The organism is Nocardioides sp., assembly GCF_025964975.1.
GTDB lineage: Bacteria > Actinomycetota > Actinomycetes > Propionibacteriales > Nocardioidaceae > Nocardioides.
In genome coordinates this window covers 1-17,230 of record NZ_JAOPXV010000128.1, presented here as the reverse complement: position 1 = coordinate 17,230, position 17,230 = coordinate 1, and the positions used below count along the sequence as shown (strand labels likewise).

Annotated in this window: 17 protein-coding genes and 2 pseudogenes; 13 read left to right on the top strand and 6 right to left on the bottom strand. The window is 66.0% G+C overall.

The window, feature by feature from the left end; genetic code table 11:
• Together JWN68_RS09520 and JWN68_RS09515 are read left to right on the top strand one after the other, a co-directional pair.
• Positions 1 to 641: hypothetical protein (locus JWN68_RS09520; protein WP_297738081.1), on the top strand; the 641-nt coding region annotated here is incomplete at its 5' end.
• An 8-nt stretch (positions 642 to 649) separates the two neighbouring features.
• Positions 650 to 925, top strand: coding sequence for a hypothetical protein (locus JWN68_RS09515; RefSeq protein ID WP_297738079.1), 276 nt, complete (start codon positions 650 to 652; stop codon positions 923 to 925).
• A gap of 122 nt (positions 926 to 1,047) precedes the next feature.
• On the opposite strand, the gene JWN68_RS09510 is transcribed toward JWN68_RS09515, so the two are convergent.
• On the bottom strand, positions 1,048 to 1,311 hold the full coding sequence (locus JWN68_RS09510) for a DUF1272 domain-containing protein (RefSeq protein WP_297738078.1): 264 nt from the start codon (positions 1,309 to 1,311) through the stop codon (positions 1,048 to 1,050).
• A 3-nt stretch (positions 1,312 to 1,314) separates the two neighbouring features.
• On the opposite strand from JWN68_RS09510, the pseudogene JWN68_RS19310 reads away from it, so the two are divergent.
• From JWN68_RS19310 to JWN68_RS09505, 3 genes and pseudogenes are all read left to right on the top strand, one after another.
• Positions 1,315 to 1,602 (top strand): annotated as a pseudogene (locus JWN68_RS19310) (DeoR family transcriptional regulator); the annotation flags it as partial.
• Positions 1,603 to 1,757: 155 nt separating this feature from the next.
• Positions 1,758 to 2,093, top strand: a pseudogene (locus tag JWN68_RS19305) (DeoR family transcriptional regulator); the annotation flags it as partial.
• A gap of 56 nt (positions 2,094 to 2,149) precedes the next feature.
• Positions 2,150 to 2,338 carry a hypothetical protein gene (locus JWN68_RS09505; RefSeq protein WP_297738075.1) on the top strand — a complete coding sequence of 63 codons (189 nt, stop codon included), beginning with the start codon at positions 2,150 to 2,152 and terminating at the stop codon, positions 2,336 to 2,338.
• A gap of 227 nt (positions 2,339 to 2,565) precedes the next feature.
• On the opposite strand, the gene JWN68_RS09500 is transcribed toward JWN68_RS09505, so the two are convergent.
• Positions 2,566 to 4,047, bottom strand: a complete 1,482-nt coding sequence (locus JWN68_RS09500) for a hypothetical protein (RefSeq protein ID WP_297738073.1) — start codon at positions 4,045 to 4,047, stop codon at positions 2,566 to 2,568.
• An 89-nt stretch (positions 4,048 to 4,136) separates the two neighbouring features.
• Between JWN68_RS09500 and trxA the strand changes: the two genes are divergently transcribed.
• Positions 4,137 to 4,808, top strand: coding sequence for a thioredoxin (trxA, locus tag JWN68_RS19300; protein ID WP_366519784.1), 672 nt, complete (start codon positions 4,137 to 4,139; stop codon positions 4,806 to 4,808).
• A gap of 9 nt (positions 4,809 to 4,817) precedes the next feature.
• Here the strand turns inward: trxA and JWN68_RS09485 are convergent, their stop codons facing one another.
• From JWN68_RS09485 to JWN68_RS09475, 3 genes are all read right to left on the bottom strand, one after another.
• Complete coding sequence (locus JWN68_RS09485) at positions 4,818 to 5,345, bottom strand: cytochrome b/b6 domain-containing protein (protein ID WP_297738071.1); 528 nt, start codon at positions 5,343 to 5,345, stop codon at positions 4,818 to 4,820.
• A gap of 30 nt (positions 5,346 to 5,375) precedes the next feature.
• Entirely contained in the window at positions 5,376 to 7,013 is a 1,638-nt protein-coding gene (locus JWN68_RS09480; protein ID WP_297738069.1) for an ABC-F family ATP-binding cassette domain-containing protein, read from the bottom strand.
• Positions 7,014 to 7,899: 886 nt separating this feature from the next.
• The gene (locus tag JWN68_RS09475; protein WP_297738067.1) at positions 7,900 to 9,003 is read right to left on the bottom strand and encodes an amidase; all 1,104 of its coding nucleotides are present in this window, start codon (positions 9,001 to 9,003) and stop codon (positions 7,900 to 7,902) included.
• A gap of 125 nt (positions 9,004 to 9,128) precedes the next feature.
• Between JWN68_RS09475 and JWN68_RS09470 the strand changes: the two genes are divergently transcribed.
• From JWN68_RS09470 to JWN68_RS09445, 6 genes are read left to right on the top strand one after another with little or no spacing between them, the layout of a single operon-like run.
• The gene (locus JWN68_RS09470; protein ID WP_297738065.1) at positions 9,129 to 10,391 is read left to right on the top strand and encodes a substrate-binding protein; all 1,263 of its coding nucleotides are present in this window, start codon (positions 9,129 to 9,131) and stop codon (positions 10,389 to 10,391) included.
• A gap of 37 nt (positions 10,392 to 10,428) precedes the next feature.
• Positions 10,429 to 11,280 carry an urea ABC transporter permease subunit UrtB gene (locus JWN68_RS09465; RefSeq protein ID WP_297738063.1) on the top strand — a complete coding sequence of 284 codons (852 nt, stop codon included), beginning with the start codon at positions 10,429 to 10,431 and terminating at the stop codon, positions 11,278 to 11,280.
• The gene (locus tag JWN68_RS09460) at positions 11,277 to 12,275 is read left to right on the top strand and encodes a branched-chain amino acid ABC transporter permease (protein ID WP_366519783.1); all 999 of its coding nucleotides are present in this window, start codon (positions 11,277 to 11,279) and stop codon (positions 12,273 to 12,275) included. Before JWN68_RS09465 ends, JWN68_RS09460 begins: the two co-directional genes overlap by 4 nt.
• A gap of 8 nt (positions 12,276 to 12,283) precedes the next feature.
• A complete protein-coding gene (locus JWN68_RS09455; RefSeq protein WP_297738059.1) occupies positions 12,284 to 13,078 on the top strand; it encodes an ABC transporter ATP-binding protein in 795 nt (264 codons plus the stop codon).
• Positions 13,071 to 13,835: an ABC transporter ATP-binding protein gene (locus JWN68_RS09450; RefSeq protein ID WP_297738057.1), complete on the top strand. Its 765-nt coding sequence runs from the start codon at positions 13,071 to 13,073 to the stop codon at positions 13,833 to 13,835. Before JWN68_RS09455 ends, JWN68_RS09450 begins: the two co-directional genes overlap by 8 nt.
• A gap of 30 nt (positions 13,836 to 13,865) precedes the next feature.
• On the top strand, positions 13,866 to 14,909 hold the full coding sequence (locus tag JWN68_RS09445; protein WP_297738055.1) for a LacI family DNA-binding transcriptional regulator: 1,044 nt from the start codon (positions 13,866 to 13,868) through the stop codon (positions 14,907 to 14,909).
• 370 nt (positions 14,910 to 15,279) lie between these two features.
• Here JWN68_RS09445 and JWN68_RS09440 read toward each other — a convergent pair whose 3' ends face one another.
• Positions 15,280 to 16,491, bottom strand: a complete 1,212-nt coding sequence (locus JWN68_RS09440; RefSeq protein WP_297738054.1) for an IS110 family transposase — start codon at positions 16,489 to 16,491, stop codon at positions 15,280 to 15,282.
• Positions 16,492 to 16,837: 346 nt separating this feature from the next.
• Between JWN68_RS09440 and JWN68_RS09435 the strand changes: the two genes are divergently transcribed.
• Positions 16,838 to 17,074 carry a hypothetical protein gene (locus JWN68_RS09435; protein WP_297738052.1) on the top strand — a complete coding sequence of 79 codons (237 nt, stop codon included), beginning with the start codon at positions 16,838 to 16,840 and terminating at the stop codon, positions 17,072 to 17,074.
• Positions 17,075 to 17,230: the final 156 nt, after the last annotated feature.

Sequence of the window (17,230 nt, the reverse complement as noted above, 5' to 3'; positions counted from 1 at the left end):
TCGTGATCGACGCGCGCGCCGAGGCGGCGTACGCCGGCAAGGGCGAGGTCCAGACGCGGCGCTGGACCGAGAAGCACGGCGACAACACGGTCACCTACTACGCGGCGGACGTCTACCGCGTCGACCGCTCGGTCGCCTTCACCGTCGACGACCTGACGATCGAGGGCGCAGCCGATCGTGCGCAGTTCGACGGGTCGACCACCAACAACATCATCAACACGATCCTCCCGTTCGACACCAAGAACGCCGTGCAGTGGAACTCCAGCTATCTCGTCGGGTTCACCAGCGAGAAGCGCGACCGTGACGTCGAGGACATGAAGCCCGTCCTGGAGGACCAGTTGCTGTCCATCGGTCGCTCGCAGGTGCATGCCTCCCTCGGCCAGTTCGACCGCGGGGTGCGATGGGAGCAGGAGCAGGTCAACGTGGCCGGCTCGCGCTGGGTCTCCATGTATCTCCCCGTCTGGCTCTACTCCTACTACCAGGAGAACACCAAGATGTTGCACTACATCGCGGTCAACGCCCGCACGGGAGAGACGATGGGCAGCGTCCCGGTCTCGCAGTGGCGGCTCATCGCCGCCGCCATGACCGTCGGGACCTTCCTGGAAGGCATCGCGGGCTACATCCTGGTGGCCTCCGCATGATCGCCGGCATGATCACCGAGATCGCGGTGATGGCCTCGGACGACGACGGTCTGGCGTGGCTGCTCGCGGCCGGGCCGGCCGGTGCCGCAGCCACCTATTGGGCGCTGTACCGCTACTACCGCAACAACGACAAGTCCCACGCGTTCGAACGCGACACCCTCATCGAGGCGCAGCCGGTTCAGGGCCAGGAGGAGAAGATCAAGCACATCTCCAGGACCCAGGACTCCGACATCGACGGTGACAACTCCGAGCAGCACCGCAAGCGCGTCGAGCGGATGTCCTGACCCAGCACTGGCGGCCGCCGAGCCGACGGGGACCCGACCCGGGGGCTCGTGCTCCCTTGCGCCCACGGACACGGACAGCGGTCGTCCGGTGTCACCTGGTGGCAGCGAACCACCGCTGTCCTTCAGACACCCGACTGCGCGCACGGGCCGTCGGAACAGCCCTCGGCGACGACGCGGACGGTCGACGCCGGATGGCCGACCAGCCCCTCGGGCGGCCGGGTGGGCCGGGCAGTGAAGTCGCCGCCGCAGTTGGGACACACACCCCGCAGGATCGTGTCGACGCAGCCACGGCAGAACGTGCACTCGAACGTGCAGATCACCGCGTCCGGGGCGGTCGGCGGCAGGTCCTTGTCACAGCACTCGCAGTTGGGTCTCAGCTCCAGCACCTGATGATGGTGACGCATCGGCGTGACCGGCGCCGCCCGATTGCTGCCTGGGTACGTCGAAGTGCAGCCAACGACGGATCTAGGCGATGGCCCGGGCGTGGATCTCGTGACCGGCAGCACGATCGAGGAACGGTTGACGGTGCCCGCGGGCCACGTGGGCGTGGTTCGAAAGGCCTGATGCTCGCGGCACAGCGACGCTCGGAGATCCTGGCGCTCCTCGAGCGCGACCGGATCGTCCGGGTCACCCGCCTGGTCTCGGCCCTCGGCGTCTCCGACATGACCATCCGTCGCGACCTGGTGGCGCTGCACGAGCAGGGCGCCCTGGAGAAGGTGCACGGCGGGGCCGTCGTACGCGCCGAGCCCAGCACCGCCGAGCCGGGCTTCGAGGCCAAGTCCGACCGCCAGCTGCGCAGAAAGAGGCGATCGCCGCCCGCGCAGCCCAGCTGGTGCACCCGGGCTGCGCCATCGCCGTCTCGGCCGGCACCACGACGTTCGCTTTCGCCCGGCATCTGGTGGCCATCCCAGGGCTCACCCTCGTCACCAACTCGGTCTGGGTCGCGGACCTGCTCCACCGTGCCCGGGTGCCCAGCCACACGGTGCTCCTCACGGGCGGTGTGCGGACGCCCTCGGACGCCCTGGTGGGTCCGATGGCGATTGCCGCCCTGCGCTCGTTGCACCTCGACGCGGTCTTCATGGGCGTGCACGGGATGGACGCGGCAGCCGGCTTCAGCACGCCCAACCTCCTCGAGGCGGAGACCAACCGCGCGATGATCGCGAGTGGTCGCCGACTGGTCGTGGTCGCCGACGCCACCAAGTGGGGAGGGTCGGGCTCCGCTCGATGGCCGCCCTGTCGAAGGCCTCGACCATCATCGCCGACGACGGGCTCTCCCCGTCCGCGCGCCAGTGGCTCTCCGAACACGTCGACGAGCTGCTCCTGGTCGCGCCGGCGGAGGGCTTGGACGGTCCGGACAGCTCCTCCGCAGCGGCCGTCTCGGCCAGCCATCACGCCACGCAGGCCGTTCGGTAGCCCTCCGGACCGGGTCTGCGGACTAGCCCACCGCGCCCGGTTGTCGGCGGGATCCACGCGATCGTGAGAACAGGAGTACGGTCGTCGGCAGGAGCAGGTGTCAAACCTCGTGTGAGACCGACTTGCTCCAGGTCCCGTGGCTTCAAATCCCTCGGCCGCCCCAGGTTGAGCCTTGGGAAGTCTGAGCCGCTCACGGTCACTCACCGTGGGCGGTTCTTTTTTCTTCGTCAGCGCAGCAACTTCGCGATCCCGTTGGTGAGCTTGACGTCGTAGAACCCCGAGTTGGCGTCGGTGTACCAGACCGATCCGCGCTTCGGGTCCCACGCGGGGGCGGACATCGCGTAGGAGCCGGCGACGTCGGGAAAGCTCGGCCTGCTGCCGGGCCGCTGGGGCCGGTTGAAGTAGGCCACCTCGCGCGGGTGCTCCACATCGCTGATGTCGAAGAGCCGCAGTCCCGACAGGATCATCGAGCAGCCGGCGATCTTCGGATCGGTGCGCTTCGGCACTGAGCAGTAGTGACCGGCGTAGCCCTGCGCGGGGAAGTTCGCGCCGGGGTCGGTGTACTGCTCGCCTCCGTGCACCTCGGGCTGGTGGGCCTCGAGCCGCAGGTGAGAGACGACGAACGGGTGGCGAGGGTCGTCGACGTTGATGATCCGGCCTGCTCCGACCGGCGCGTCGGGCTGGTCGGAGGCGCCCTTGAGCGAGAACAGGTCGGCGTACTCGTCCATCTCCAGCAGGTAGTCGTGGCCGTCCTGGGTGAAGGGCTCGGCCGACTGCGGGATCGAGGCCTCCGGCCACGTCAGCTTGGAGAGCAGGGTCGGCATCGCCCCGACCACCCGGTCATGCACCGCGCTGACGTCGAGGATGTCGAGGCCGGTGCCGCCCATCAGGTCGAGCGCCGCCAGGTCGGGGTTGCCGATGTTGGCGGCATACATCGTGTCGCCGTCGGCGGAGAAGCGCAGACCGTGATAGCCGACGCCCGGCTGGACCATGACCGGGGTGGGCAGCCGGGGGTCGGCGAGATCGATCGCGACGAGGGTCCCGGAGGTGCTGGCCGTCCAGAACGTCCGGCCGTCCGGCGCGAAGCCGCTCTCATGACCGAGCACGCCGCTCGGGGTGCTGGAGAGCAGCTTCGGGCGGCGGCAGTCGCTCTTCACGTCATAGACGTCGAGGACACCGGGATAGGTCGCAGCGGTCCCGAGAGAGGCGACGAGCAGCCCCCGCCTCCTGTTGAGCAGCAGGGACTCGTGCGGGCTCTGCATGGCCGGGGTGACGAGGGTGGCGGTCTGTCGTGGCCGCTTCGGGTCGTCCATCGCCAGGACGATGACGCCGAGGCCGGACCTCACGTTGTAGACGAGGTCGCGAGGGAAGACGAGCGTGCTGTCGTAGAAGGCGCAGGTGTGGCCCTTGGCATCGGTGAACCGGTGCACCTTGAACCCGCCCGACGTGCCTCGGTGGGAGACGGCCCGGGCGTTGCAGCGGTAGCCGCTGTCGACTCGTCCGGACGCGTAGTCGCTGGCCGGCACCCGGCCCTGGATGTCGGTCTCGGGCCGCGAGCCCTTGCCGCAGTCGGCGCGCGGGACCGGGAGGGGCTCTCGACCCCCCTCGGCGCCACCACCCGTGACAGCGAGCAGCCCGCCGGCCGCGAGCACGCCGGCCAGCAGCGTGAGGAGGAGGCGCCGGGCAGCTGGTCGGGGGGTCAGGGGCATGGTCACTCCAACGAGTCGGTTGACGAGACGGTACGGCGAAGCGCGGAGCCCGGACAGGGTCGTCGCCCTCCCCACGTAGTCTGGAACGCATGAGCACCGTCGACCTGACCGCCGAGTCCTTCGAGCAGACCGTCACCCGCGAGGGCATCACCATCGTCGACTTCTGGGCCTCCTGGTGTGGCCCGTGTCGTCAGTTCGCGCCCGTCTTCGAGGCGGCCGCGGAGGCGCACCCGGACATCACCTTCGGCAAGGTCGACACCGAGGCCGAGCAGGAGCTCGCCGCGCAGGCGGGCATCACCTCGATCCCGACGCTGATGCTCTTCCGCGACGGGATCCTGCTCTTCAACCAGGCGGGCGCCCTGCCCCCGAAGGCTCTGGGCGATGTCATCGAGCAAGCTCGTGGGCTCGACATGGACGACGTACGCCGCCAGGCCAGCGCCGCCCAGGACGCAGCCGCGTCCGGTGAGGTCACCCTCGACGACTTCGCCGCGGCACACGCGATGGGCGCCTTCGTGCTGGACGTGCGGGAGGACCACGAGTTCACGGCCGGACACGTCCCGGGCGCCGTACACATCTCCATGAACGACGTGCCGGAGCGACTCGCGGAGGTCCCCACCGACCGCCAGGTCATGGTGATCTGTCAGAGCGGCGGTCGTAGCCGGGCGATCGCGGACTACCTGAAGGCCCAGGGAGTCGACGCCTTCAACGTCACCGAGGGCACCCAAGGCTGGGCCCAGCGCGGCTGGCCCCTGGACCGCTGAGCGGCCCCTTCACAGCATCCGCGGCAGCAGCCGTTTCGTCAGGGCCATCGCGACGTGCACGGCCAGCACCACGAAGAACACCACGTGGCCGGCGACGTGCATCCACAGCAGGTCGTCGTCGCCACTGAGCACCAGGACGAGGCCGGTGCCTGGGACCACGATGAGCAACGTCAGCAGTGAGCGCTCGGTCCAGGTCGACAGGACCCGCTGGCGGTCGCTCAGCTGCTCGGCCCACGGCGGCAGGCTGCCGACGCGTCGCCATACCAACCTGGTGATCGCGAGCGCGATGATGAGAACACCCAGCGACACGTGCAACGTGAGCAGCGGCTCGTCGAACACGTCGTACGCCGCATCATCACCCCCCCGCCCGCGCCCGCGGCCGGACTCGCCGCCACGCCCCCGACCTCGTCCGCGCCCGCTCCCGTCGTCGGGATCCATCGCGTAGCCGACGACGAACTGCATGAGGAGCGCCAGCACCGTGACCCAGTGCAGCGACTTGGTCGCCCACCCGTAGCCGTCCGATCCGTTGCGCAGCACAGCGCGACGTTATCAACGGCGCTTGGCCCGTCAGTGCACCGTCACGCAGCCGGCCTGCACGTCCCACCTCTGGTCGAGCCGGACGTTCGACAGCAGGCGCCGGTCGTGGGAGACGAGCAACAACGTGCCGTCGTAGGTGTCCAGCGCCTGCTCGAGCTGCTCGATCGCGGGCAGGTCGAGGTGGTTGGTGGGCTCGTCGAGCACCAGGAGGTTGACCCCTCGCGCCTGGAGGAGCGCCATCGCCGCGCGCGTGCGCTCTCCGGGCGAGAGCCGTCCGACCAGGCTGGCGACCTGGTCGGCCTTCAACCCGAACTTCGCGAGCAGCGTCCGCACCTCCCCCGACGTCATGGCTGGTACGGCGCCCTCGAACGCGTCGCCCAGAGGCTGGTCGTCGGGCAGCGAGGTGCGCGCCTGGTCGATCATGCCCACCGCCACGCTGGCTCCCAGGGACGCCCGACCGTCATCGGGGGCGACGTGACCCAGCAGCAGGTCGAGGAGCGTGGTCTTCCCCGCGCCGTTGGGCCCGGTGATCGCGACGCGGTCCCCTGCCGCGACCTGCAGCGAGACCGGTCCCAGGACGAAGTCGCCCCGCCGCGCGGTGGCCGCGTCGAGGGTGGCGACCACGCTCGACGACCGTGGAGCCGTGGCGATGTCGAACTGCAGCACCCACTCCTTGCGCGGCTCCTCGACCTCCTCCAGACGCGCGATCCGCGACTCCATCTGACGCACCTTCTGTCCCTGCTTCTCCGAGGACTCCGTCTGGGCCTTGCGCCGGATCTTGTCGTTGTCGGGAGCCTTGCGCATCGCGTTGCGAACTCCCTGGGAGCTCCACTCCCGCTGCGTACGTGCCCGCGCCTGCAGGTCGGCCTTCTTGTCGGCGAAATCGTCGTAGGCCTCGCGGGCGTGGCGCCGGGCGACGGCCCGCTCCTCCAGGAAGGCGTCGTAGCCGCCGTCGTACACCGAGACCTGCTGCTGCGCCAGGTCGAGCTCGACGACCCGGGTGACACAGCGGGCCAGGAACTCCCGGTCGTGCGAGACGAGCACCACGCCTGCGCGTAGGCCGCGCACGAAGGACTCGAGCCGCTCGAGGCCCTCGAGGTCGAGGTCGTTCGTCGGCTCGTCGAGCAGCACGACGTCGAAGCGACTGAGCAGCAGCGCCGCCAGGGCGACTCGCGCTGCCTGGCCCCCGGACAAGGACGTCATGAGCGCGTCCAGGCCGACGGTGAGACCGAGCTCGGCAAGAGTGGCAGGCGCCCGGTCCTCCAGGTCGGGGGCACCGCTGGCCAGCCAGTGGTCGAGAGCCACCGCGTAGTCGTCGCCCGCTCCGGGTGCATCGACCTCGAGCGCCGTCGCGCCGGCCTCCATCGCTGCGGTCGCTGCGGCTGCGCCTGTCCGCCTCGCGAGGTAGCCGCCCACGGTCTCCCCGGGGACGCGTTCGTGCTCCTGCGGGAGCCAGCCGACGAAGGCGTCCGCGGGAGCTGTGGACACGGTGCCCGCCATCGGGGCGGTGTCGCCGCTCAGCAACCGCAGCAGGGTGGACTTGCCGGCGCCGTTCGCACCCACCACCCCGACCACGTCGCCGGGCGCCACCGTCAGGTTCAGGGACTCGAAGAGGGTGCGGTGTCCGTGACCACCGGCCAGGTCCTTCGCTACCAGGGTGCCGCTCACCGGCGCAGCCTAGTCGTCGGCCGCTGCCTGCGTGGCTTCGGCGTACGCCGCCGGTGCGCGCTCGAGTCGCTCTCCGCGGGTACGACGCACCGCGGAACGGCGGTGCGTGGCGCACGGAGGATCGGCTCGGCCCGCTGTTGGCGTCTTGATCCCTGCCGGAAAGGTGTCGCGGCGCGCTCGGGCGGGCCCAGGTGTCGGATGTGAGATTTCGGTCGGTGTCGGTGGGCATATCGGGCTCGCTCGCCACGCTGCTACGGGTCCCCCGAAACGACTGGTGGTGGTCGCTTGTCGGGCTTCCACCCGTCGCAAGCCGTGTGCGTCTGGACGCCGCTCACGGCATCCGTCCGGAGGGCTATCCGGGTAGCACGTCGACTGTCGGCCGCCGACCTGTTTCAGTCCCGCTCAGGGTGAGTTCGGCAGTACGTGTCGCCGTCTCCCGGCGTCGGTTGATCCATGGACCACCTTGTCGCATGCGAGCCGCGTCGAACCGCCCACTATGACGCGCGCCAATTGGTGCCCCAACCGACGATGAATACTTGCAAATAACTGATCAAAGTCCGGGTTTGGCCATTTGTGCTTCCCGAATCTACTTGCTTTCGGCGTTGGAACTCTGCGATGCGGCGTTCGCGACCGTAAGGTCGTCGGACGGAAAGAACATCTCCGGATCTGTCGTGGAACACGCGTGACGGTGTGCCAGTCACGGCGCCAGCCAACCGGCTTGGCTCCTAGGCGCGGTCGCCTGGCTCGAGGTCTCGAATCGATCGAATGCGGTAGTGACACCGAGGTTGCTTGCGGGTCGCCACGCCCGATGGGCCGAGGTCCGACCGACCGGACTTGTGTGCCCGGCCCGTCCACGTGCAGCCGGCCAGAAGTGGTTTCGCGTACTTCAGCCGACTACCGTTTCGTCTCGCTCGAGTCCATGCACCTTTGCGACCGCCAGAATGGCCGCCTCGTGACCAGGTCGTGCGGCGATTTGGATGGGTCCCTCACGCGTGGGGCATGTCAGGGCGGGCCAACCGAGTTCGTTGTATACCGGCGTGTACTTCAACAGTCGGTCACCGACCACGAACTCATCACGTTCGTAGTCGGCCTCAGCTTCTGCAACGGTTGGAGCAGGCCCGTCGAAGACAGGACCGATGAATACGTCGAAGTGCCGAGCGGTTTCAATGAACGTGGCTCGCCAATCGAGCAACTCGTGACGCGCGTCGTCGGCCCCGGTCCTGGGGAGCGTGAACTTCCACTGCAGGTCCTTGCCGAACTGCTGGGCGTCTGACTCGATGGCCTTGGCATGTACTCGCCAAACTTCATCTCGGAACACGGTCCAGTGAGCGTGGGGGAGTGTCGGCGGAAGAAAATTGTCGCCTAGTCGGCCGATGGTGAGGCGATCAGGATCGGGGAGAACAGGCAGCCCCATCACGCGCTGCAAGTCTGCCACGTCCGCAGCGAAGTATCCGAGTGAGTCGAAGCTGGGAGCTAGTGGGGTCACGCCGAGCATTGACCCGTGTCCGTGCGCGAGTTTGAAGCCGTAGACATTGCAGCAGGCGGCCGGGATCCGGGTGGAACCGCTGGTGTCCGTTCCGATGCCGATGTCGATCACGCCGGCCGCAACAGCTGCAGCAGATCCCCCACTGGACCCACCGGCGGTGCGGAGGCGGTCGAGGGGATTCAGGACAGCTCCGAAATGAGGGTTGTACCCGCTCACTCCGTATGCGTATTCGTTGAGGTTGGTCTTGCCGAACACTGTGGCACCTCTAGCTCTGAGGTCGGCGATGGCCGGCGCATCGCTTCGGGCGATCTCATCGACACCTCGGAGCGCACCGTTGGTGGTGTGAAAGCCAGCGACGTGCATGTTGTCTTTGACGCCCACCGTGAGTCCGGCAAGGTCGCCCCTCACCAGGGATCGGGGCGGCTCGGGCTCGAACGATATGAAGCTGGCTAGGGAGGGGTCGTACCGGTCGGACGACGTTCTCCTCGGCGGGGCTGTGGTCATGCTCCAAACCATCCTTGTCGCTAGGTGTACGGGTGAGCATAACTTGCGCAAGCGTTTGGCCAACCGCTTGCGCAGGATTCGGTTTCGGTTTAGCGTCTGTGCTCCATCGAACCGGGAGTGACCCAATGCACACCAACCTGAACCGTCTGGCCTCAACCCTCGTGGGTCCGAAAAAGACCAAGACGCTGTCCCTGACCGTCGCCGTTGCGCTTGGCGCCGCAGCGACCCTTAGCGCCTGCGCACCTGGAGGAGGCGCAACTGGTAGCGAGGATGAGGTGGTGATCGGCGTCCTTGCGCCTGTCACTGGCTTCATGTCCACCCACGGCACAGCGATCCGTGATAGCGCCAAGCTCGCGGCTGAGGAGATCAACGCGAACGGGGGCATGGATGGCAAGGATGTGAAGCTCGTGTTCGCCGACGGCGCGTCCGACCCGGCGACCAACACGCAGCGGGCTCGCGAGCTCGTCGGGCGAGACGGCGCGCAGTTCCTCATCGGAACCGGCAGCAGCGCGGAGACTCTTGCAGTCGTGCCGGTGGCCTCGGAGAACAAGGTGCCCTTCATCTACTCGCTGGACGGCGAGATCAAGACCTGCCTGCCCGGCGACCCGACGAAGGTCAACCCATACGTGTTCGCCTCCGGCCCGACGCCGGAGATGCTCTTGGAGTCGTTCCTCCCGAACGTCATGGAGCAATCGGGCAAGAGCGTCTACTTCCTCGGCTCCGATTACGTCTTCCCCCGGAGTCTCACCGCGGTGGCGAAGCGGATCGTCGAGGAGAACGGTGGCACGATCGTGGAGGAGAAGTACACGCCCACGGACAGCACCGACTACTCCGCAGAGATCAGCGCAATCTTGAAGGCGAAGCCCGAGATCCTCTTCCTGACCCTGCCCGGCGCCGATGGCGTGACGTTCGTGCGCCAGGCTCGCCAGGCCGGAGTGTTCGACAACATGCTGGTCACTGGCTCCGCGACCTTCGACACCGAGAACTACTCGGGATTCGGCCAAGAGGCAGACGGAGTCATCGTCGTGAACAGGTACAGCGAACTTCTCGATACACCCCAGAACGAGCCCTACGTGTCGGCGCACAAAAAGACCTACCCTGACCAGACGAACCCCCTCGGTCCCACCGGCGCAGCTGGCTCCTACGGCTCTCTACTCGCCCTGGACGCCGCCGTTGAGGAGGCTGGATCGACGGACGCGGAAGACGTGATCGAAGCACTCGAGGGCCTCTCGGTGGATCTGCCCCAGGGCACCGTCACCGTCAACCCCGACAACCACATGTTTGACCAGCAGCTTTACCAGATGAAGATCGAGAACGATAACTACACCGTTCTCGAGGATCTCGGTGTCGCCAGCCACCCGGGTTTCGATGGATGTTCCGTCGAGTGACTTCTGCACACTGCGCGCTGGAAACTGGAGGTACCAAGTGGACATCATCCTGAACGTCACTGTCTCAATCGCGATCACGTTACTGATGGCGGCCGGTCTGTACATCGTGTACGGGCTGATGAACGTGATCAATATGGCTCATGGAGAACTGCTGACCATCGGTGCGTACACAGTTGTCATCCTGACGGCATCAGGTGCGCCGTTCTGGGTCGGCGTGGTGGCGGGAGCGGCAGCAGCGGGAGTCGCAGGGCTGTGCGTCGAGGCACTGGTGATTCGCCGGCTCTACAGCGTTGGAGGCCTGTCGACGCTTCTCGCCACGTGGGGCGTAGCGATCGTTATCCAGCAGCTGCTGCGCATCGTCTTCGGGCCGTCTGCCCAGTTCGTGTCCGCCCCTGTCAATGGCACCAGCAACGTCCTGGGGACTAGTTACTCGACCTATCGCCTCCTGTTTCTAGGCGCGGCGATCCTGGTGTTGGCAGCCCTCACCGTAGCGTTCACCCGCACGTCTTGGGGCCTGACCATCCGGGCAACCATGGACGGCGCGGACAAGGCCGAGGCGGTCGGCATCAATTCTCGGCGCGTGTATATGGCCACTTTCATCGTGGGAAGCGCTGTGGCCGGACTGACGGGTGCGCTGATCGCGCCGCTCGCCTCCGTGACTCCGCTCATGGGTACGCAGTACGTGGTGCAGGCGTTCCTCGTCGTCATGGTGGGGGGTGTCGGCAGTCTGTACGCACCCCTCGCGGGTGCGGTGCTGATCGGTGGCCTGTCCAGTTTGATGACAACATTCCTGGACGCCACGACCGCTCAGGTCATCGTCCTTGCGGCCGTCGTGGTTGCGATCTACTTCCGACCCAACGGCCTCGTCGGAACGGCGGACCTGCGATGACCATGACTGCAAGCAGACCAGCGGAAGCGCCCGCGGCCCCTCGCCGCTGGCCCAGGCTGCTCCTCCCAACAGCGATGGCCGGTCTGGTCCTGTACCTGGTTACGACTGGAGTGACAGCACAGCCGTACGGCTTGTCAATCCTGACCAGCGCCATGATCTTCGGACTCTACGCCGCTGGCGTTGACATGAGCTGGGGCCACGGCGGCATTCTCATGCTCGGCTCGGCGCTGTTCTTCGGCCTCGGCGCCTACGGCATGGCTTATGCCATCACCAATGACATCGAACCGCTCGTCGCATACCCGATCGTCCTGGCGTGTTCAGTACTCTTGGGCCTGCTCATCGCCTACGTGGGCTTCCGATCACGTGCCGCACAGATCCAGTTTGGCCTCATCGGTCTCGCCGTCGCACTGGCGTTTCAACGGCTCGCCGTGAGTGCGTACGACCTGACGGGCGGGTCGAACGGCCTCACCGGTGTCACCGGCCCTTCTATAGCCGGTGTCGAACTGACCGACACTCGGGCCTACTACTTCTTCGTCCTGACGGTCACGAGTGTCATTGCCCTAGGGCTCTGGTGGATCCAGCGCAGCGCGTGGGGCGACGCGGTTCGTGCAATCCGCGACGACCGTGACCGGGCTGAATCATTGGGCTATCCAGTCAACGCGATCCGGTATCAGGTTGTTGCCATAAGCGCTGCGGTTGTTACTACCGCAGGAGCGCTGTTTCCGTCGGTGTCTGGCACCGCCTACCCCGAGCTCTTCGGAATCGCATTCAACATGCAGGCGCTCGTATGGGTCGCGATCGGCGGCGGGGGCACGCTCTTCGGTCCTCTGCTCCTGGCCTTCGGATTGACGGTCAGCCAGAGTTACCTCGCTGGCGTGTCGGTCGATTACTACCTGTTGGTCATCGGGGTTCTCTTCGTCGTCACTGTCGTCGCCGCACCTCAGGGCATCGGCGGCCTCGTCCGCGACGCGATCAGGAAGGTGGCTCGCCGGTGACTTCTCACATGCAGCACAAGTCAGTTCCGGACGGCTCTTTGAGCACATCCACAGCCGCGCCGGCCTTACGTGTCGATTCGCTCGTCAAGCGCTTCGGCGGACTAGTTGTGGCCGACGACATCACTTTCGAACTGCAACCGGGCGAGACGAAGTGCCTCATCGGTCCCAACGGTGCTGGCAAGAGCACATTCGTCAACCTGGTGACCGGCTTTGCGGCCCCGGACGCCGGTACCGTCCACCTAGACGGGGAGGACATCACTTCGCTTGGGACGAGCAAGCGTCGACAGCTCGGTATCGCGCGAACGTTCCAGACCGCTCGTGTCCTCGAAGAAGCGTCACTGTTTGCGAACGTGCTCTTGGCTCTGCGGTTCCGAACCCGCCCATCAACTCTGATGAGGAGAAGTAAGAGTTCGACCGAGGAGCGAGACCGCGTGGACTGGGCACTGTCGCAAGTGGGCCTACATGCTCGCGCCGACACGGTGAGCGGCTCTCTCCCCCACGGGCAGAAACGCCTCCTCGAGATTGCCATGGCCCTAGCTGACACTCCTAAAGTTCTGCTATTGGACGAGCCGGCAGCAGGCATGTCGTCTCGGGAAACGGAAGAAGTCGCTGAGGTGATCCGATCGGTTCGCGGGGGCATCGCGACCCTTGTGATTGATCACGACATGACCTTCATTCGACAACTCGACACCGCAGTTGCCGTACTGCATCGTGGTGCATTGGTCAGGCAAGGCCGCATCGACGACCTGCAAAGTGACCCATTCGTCCAAGAGATCTATCTAGGAGTTCCGGATCATGATTGAGCACGGCACGCCGGATGTAACTCCCGCGACAGTTGACGTCCGGCCCGACAACGGGTCTCTCCTCAAGGTGACGGCCGTGCGCGCAGGGTACGGGGACTCCACAGTTCTTGAGGGGGTCTCCTGTCACGTGTCCGCAGGTGAATTTGTTGCATTGATTGGCCGAAATGGCGTCGGCAAGTCCACGCTGATGAAGGCCGTGACCGGTCGTCTGCCCGTGAGATCGGGCGCGGTGACGTGGAAAGGCGTAAACCTGGAGCGTTGGTCCAGTCACCGTCGAGTCCGCAATGGCATGCGGTGGGTCGATGAGGACCGCGGTGTCTTTCCCAATCTCACGGTCGGCGAGAACCTCGCAGTCGCCGGGAAGCCTCTACCTCGATCGTTGGCGTACTCGGTGGACGCGATAATGGACAACTTTCCCAAGTTGCGTGAAAAGAGCGCTCAAAGGGCCGCTTCGCTCAGTGGCGGGGAACAGCGTATGCTTGCCTTGGCGCGAGCCATCGCCGCCCGGCCTGAACTCCTCATGCTCGACGAGTTCTCAGAGGGCTTGCAACCGTCAATCGTACAAGAGCTCATCGCGACTCTTCGTGAGGCGAATCGCGATGGACTGGGAGTTCTGATGGTCGAGCAGAACGTCCGTTTGGCGGTGAAGTATGCCGAGCGTGCCTACGTCATGGACAAGGGCCAGATCGTTCACGAAGGGACCGCGCAGGCCCTACGCGAAGACGAGGCGCTGCTCCAGAGATATCTCGTCGTGTAGTGAACACCCGAAATTAGGTAAGGTCTTGTCGTGAGTGCTCAGAGACCGCAGTCGACATCCAGGCCCACGTTGCGGACCATCGCAGGATTCTCGGGAGTCCACTACTCGACCGTCTCGCGGATCCTCCGCGGAGATGTGCAGCGCACGACGGTTGAGACCCGCGAACGAGTGCTGAAAGCGGCGGAAGAACTCGGATACCGACCGGACTTCGCGGCACGGGCGCTCGCGACTGGGCGCAGCCAGACGCTGGGACTGCTCGTCCCGGACATGCGCGACCCGGTATTCTCGCACCTGCACGCTGGCGTTGAACGCGGCGCCCACGAGCTCGGATACCGCGTATTGGTATATCCCATCGGCAACGACGGCTCACGTTTCGCGGACGGCATTGAGAACATCCTGCAACGTGGGGTAGACGGCATCGTTGACGCTACAGCTCATTTTGGAGCTGACGCCGATAGGGCGACCCGGGAGCTGGTACGAAATACTACGCCCTATATTCAGGCGAACAGGTTCTCCGGCGAGCTGTCGCGGATAGCGGGCGACGATGTTCTTGGCGGGCGCCTGGCGACCGAGCACCTGCTGTCGCTCGGTCATCGCCGGATTGGGTTCATCGCGGGGGAACGGGTGTACAGCACCACTTCAGGACGGCTCGATGGCTACCGCGAGGCACTCGACAATGCCGGAGTTCCGTACGACGAAGACCTAGTCTTCACTCGTCATTACAGTTTGTCGTCAGCTGCGAGCGGCGCCAATCGTCTGTTCGACCTGGAGAATCCGCCGACGGCGATCTTCGTTGGCGACGACTCGCTGGCTATGGCAGTGATCCGCGCGGCTTGGGACCGCGGTCTGCAAACTCCGCGAGATCTGTCGGTGGTGGGATACAACAACGTGCTGATGTCGGGTGTATTCATCCCTTCCCTCACCACCATCGACAATCCTCTCGAGGAAATTGGGCGCTTGGCGGTGGAACGACTGCTCGGTGCTGACGCTTACGCACACCAGGTCATCGAACTGACGCTTCCCGTTCGACTCGTTGTTCGGGAATCAAGCGCTCCTCTCAGAAGAAACAGTTGACGCGGCAATATCGTGACCTTCGACTCGACGTCATAGAGCATCTGCACGACTGAGAACGCTCGCGAACGACGCAAAACAACGACTTGAGCCATTTCCGAGACGCAACTCTCCGGTAACAAGCTTGTCGTTTCTGCTACAGCGGCGTCAGAGCTGGGCGCTTCCGGCTCCATTGGTCTTGAGTAGCCGACGTTGTGGAAGGCGATACCAGTTCGAGGTTCCGTCTGCTCCGATAGCCACCACCGACCTCACTGGCCCCACCCGGCACGCATGCGGGCTGACGCCTGAACGCGTGACGTTTCAGAGCCCGGCGGCTTCACGCGTGTCACAGGTAAGCCCGGGACGGGTGTGTCATACCGGCTCCCCATTGTTGTCAACCGGTGGTCTGGGGTGTCTTGGATCCGGTGGTCTTCCGCGCGGTCCTCGGCGGTTGTAGCGTCGGTTTCGCGGGTCCGGGAAGTGGCTGATCCGAAGTGTCGATGTGCGGGGGCAGGTCGACCGCGCTGGATTCTTGAGACGCCCCGCAGTGCCCTCCCGGACCCGCACCAACGTCTTCGATGGCGGAGCGTTGGGCGTCGGCGAGGAGTTGTCGGTAGAAGGCGTCGGAGATCCTGCGCTTGAGGCACCGCAGCGCTTCGAGCTTGGTCTTGCCGGCGGCGAGCTTGCGTCGGTAGTAGGCCCGACCTTCGGTGTCGAGTCTGATCTGGCTGATCGCGGCGATGTGGATCATGTGGTTCATCCGCCGGTTCCCGGCCCGCGACAACCGGTGCCGGTTCTGCTCACCAGACGAAGCGTCCAGGGGTGCGGTGCCGGTCCAGGACGCGAACCGGTTGCGGTCCGCGAACCGCGTGACGTCACCCACGTCGGCCAACGTCGGGGCAGCGACCACGGGCCCGACACCGCGCAGGTCCATGAGTCGTGACCCGCGTTCTTTGACCAGGACCTTGAGCTCGGCGGTGGCCTTCTTCATCTTCGCCTCGACCGCGACCAGGTCAGCGAGCTCCTCGGCAGCAATCCGCCGGCGGGTCTTCCCGGCGATGTCACGCGGGCGCACCGACGCCAAGATCGCCTTGACCTGCAGGGCGGTGAGGTCCTTCTTGGCCGTGCCCGGGACCAGTTCGGCCAGCAGCCGTTGGAGCCGGTTCACGGTCTGGACCCGGAGTCGGGTGAGTTCCTCACGGCGGTCACACAGCATCCGCAGCGCTTCGAGCTCACCGTCGCGGCGCAGCACCCGCAGGGTCGTGGTGCGGACCGCGACGATCGCGATCGAGTGCGCGTCGCGGGCGTCGGTCTTGCGGTTATGACCGGTGTCGAAGAGCCGCACCCGGGCCGCGAGCTTGGCCGGCACGTCCACGACATCCTCGCCGGCCTCGAGGAGACGCTGGGCCAGCGGGCGGCCGGCGCCGTTGGACCCCTCGATCACCCACCGCCGGTCGGGCCACTGCTTCACATACGTGCGCATCGCGGTGTAGCCGGCGTGGTCGGTGCGGAACCGACCGGACCCGAGGAGCTTCTCGTGGGAGTCGACGACCTCGATCGTGGCCGACAACTTGTGGGGATCGACCCCAATGATCACCTTCGCCATAGCGTTCTTCTCCTGCTTCCTCGTACCGGTAGGGACGGCGAGGTGGGCAGTGCTACTACGAGCTGGGCAGTCCCCTTTCGAGCCACGCCTCGTCACAGTGTCCGACGGACTGCAGACCGGAAGAGAGCCATACCAACACTCGGTGGGCAGCCGCGTGGAGAGCCTTCCGCCGGACACCTGGACCGAGTCTGGCCAGACACCGATCCTGCAGTCGAGTGTCTAGTAGCCGCGTCGGCGCGCGTCGGAGTTGCCGCATCTGCCGATCGGTCGCTGTGCGTTGAAACCGTCGGACGTGCACACTGACGCTCTGGAGCACGAGCATCCCGAAGGGACCATCATCCGGTTCATGGGCGATCACACCGTCCTGATCCCGCTATGGGGTCCACGCGGCTTGATGTTCTCGGGACCAGAAGCCCTGGTGGGTGCAGGGATCGACCCGGACCTGGTTCGCGATGTCGCTCAGTGGGGCGAGGACTGGCAGACCGTGTCGGAAGCGCCCGACACGCATCTGCGGGCGGTCGAACTCATCCAGCGGCTACGGCCGGCGTTCTACCGTTGGTACACCATCGTTTACCAGCCCTGACAAGTAACGGGATCTGTCGCGGTGGGTGCGTCATTGCGCCGCGAATGCCCGCGTCCCCAACGGCCCAGCGTCCGGCCTCCCCACGCCTACGTCGACAATCGCAACGCGCACGTCGGCCCAAGTCCTTGCCAGCCAGCACCACGCCTGGAGCCCGCG

Bases quoted from the DNA above. Each gene is read 5' to 3' on its own strand.
- JWN68_RS09515 (WP_297738079.1), top strand. From the start codon at position 650: ATGATCACCGAGATCGCGGTGATGGCCTCGGACGACGACGGTCTGGCG.
- JWN68_RS09505 (WP_297738075.1), top strand. From the start codon at position 2,150: ATGGCCGCCCTGTCGAAGGCCTCGACCATCATCGCCGACGACGGGCTC.
- JWN68_RS09500 (WP_297738073.1), bottom strand. From the start codon at position 4,047: ATGCCCCTGACCCCCCGACCAGCTGCCCGGCGCCTCCTCCTCACGCTG.
- trxA (WP_366519784.1), top strand. From the start codon at position 4,137: ATGAGCACCGTCGACCTGACCGCCGAGTCCTTCGAGCAGACCGTCACC.
- JWN68_RS09475 (WP_297738067.1), bottom strand. From the start codon at position 9,003: ATGACCACAGCCCCGCCGAGGAGAACGTCGTCCGACCGGTACGACCCC.
- JWN68_RS09470 (WP_297738065.1), top strand. From the start codon at position 9,129: ATGCACACCAACCTGAACCGTCTGGCCTCAACCCTCGTGGGTCCGAAA.
- JWN68_RS09460 (WP_366519783.1), top strand. From the start codon at position 11,277: ATGACCATGACTGCAAGCAGACCAGCGGAAGCGCCCGCGGCCCCTCGC.
- JWN68_RS09455 (WP_297738059.1), top strand. From the start codon at position 12,284: ATGCAGCACAAGTCAGTTCCGGACGGCTCTTTGAGCACATCCACAGCC.
- JWN68_RS09450 (WP_297738057.1), top strand. From the start codon at position 13,071: ATGATTGAGCACGGCACGCCGGATGTAACTCCCGCGACAGTTGACGTC.
- JWN68_RS09440 (WP_297738054.1), bottom strand. From the start codon at position 16,491: ATGGCGAAGGTGATCATTGGGGTCGATCCCCACAAGTTGTCGGCCACG.
- JWN68_RS09435 (WP_297738052.1), top strand. From the start codon at position 16,838: ATGGGCGATCACACCGTCCTGATCCCGCTATGGGGTCCACGCGGCTTG.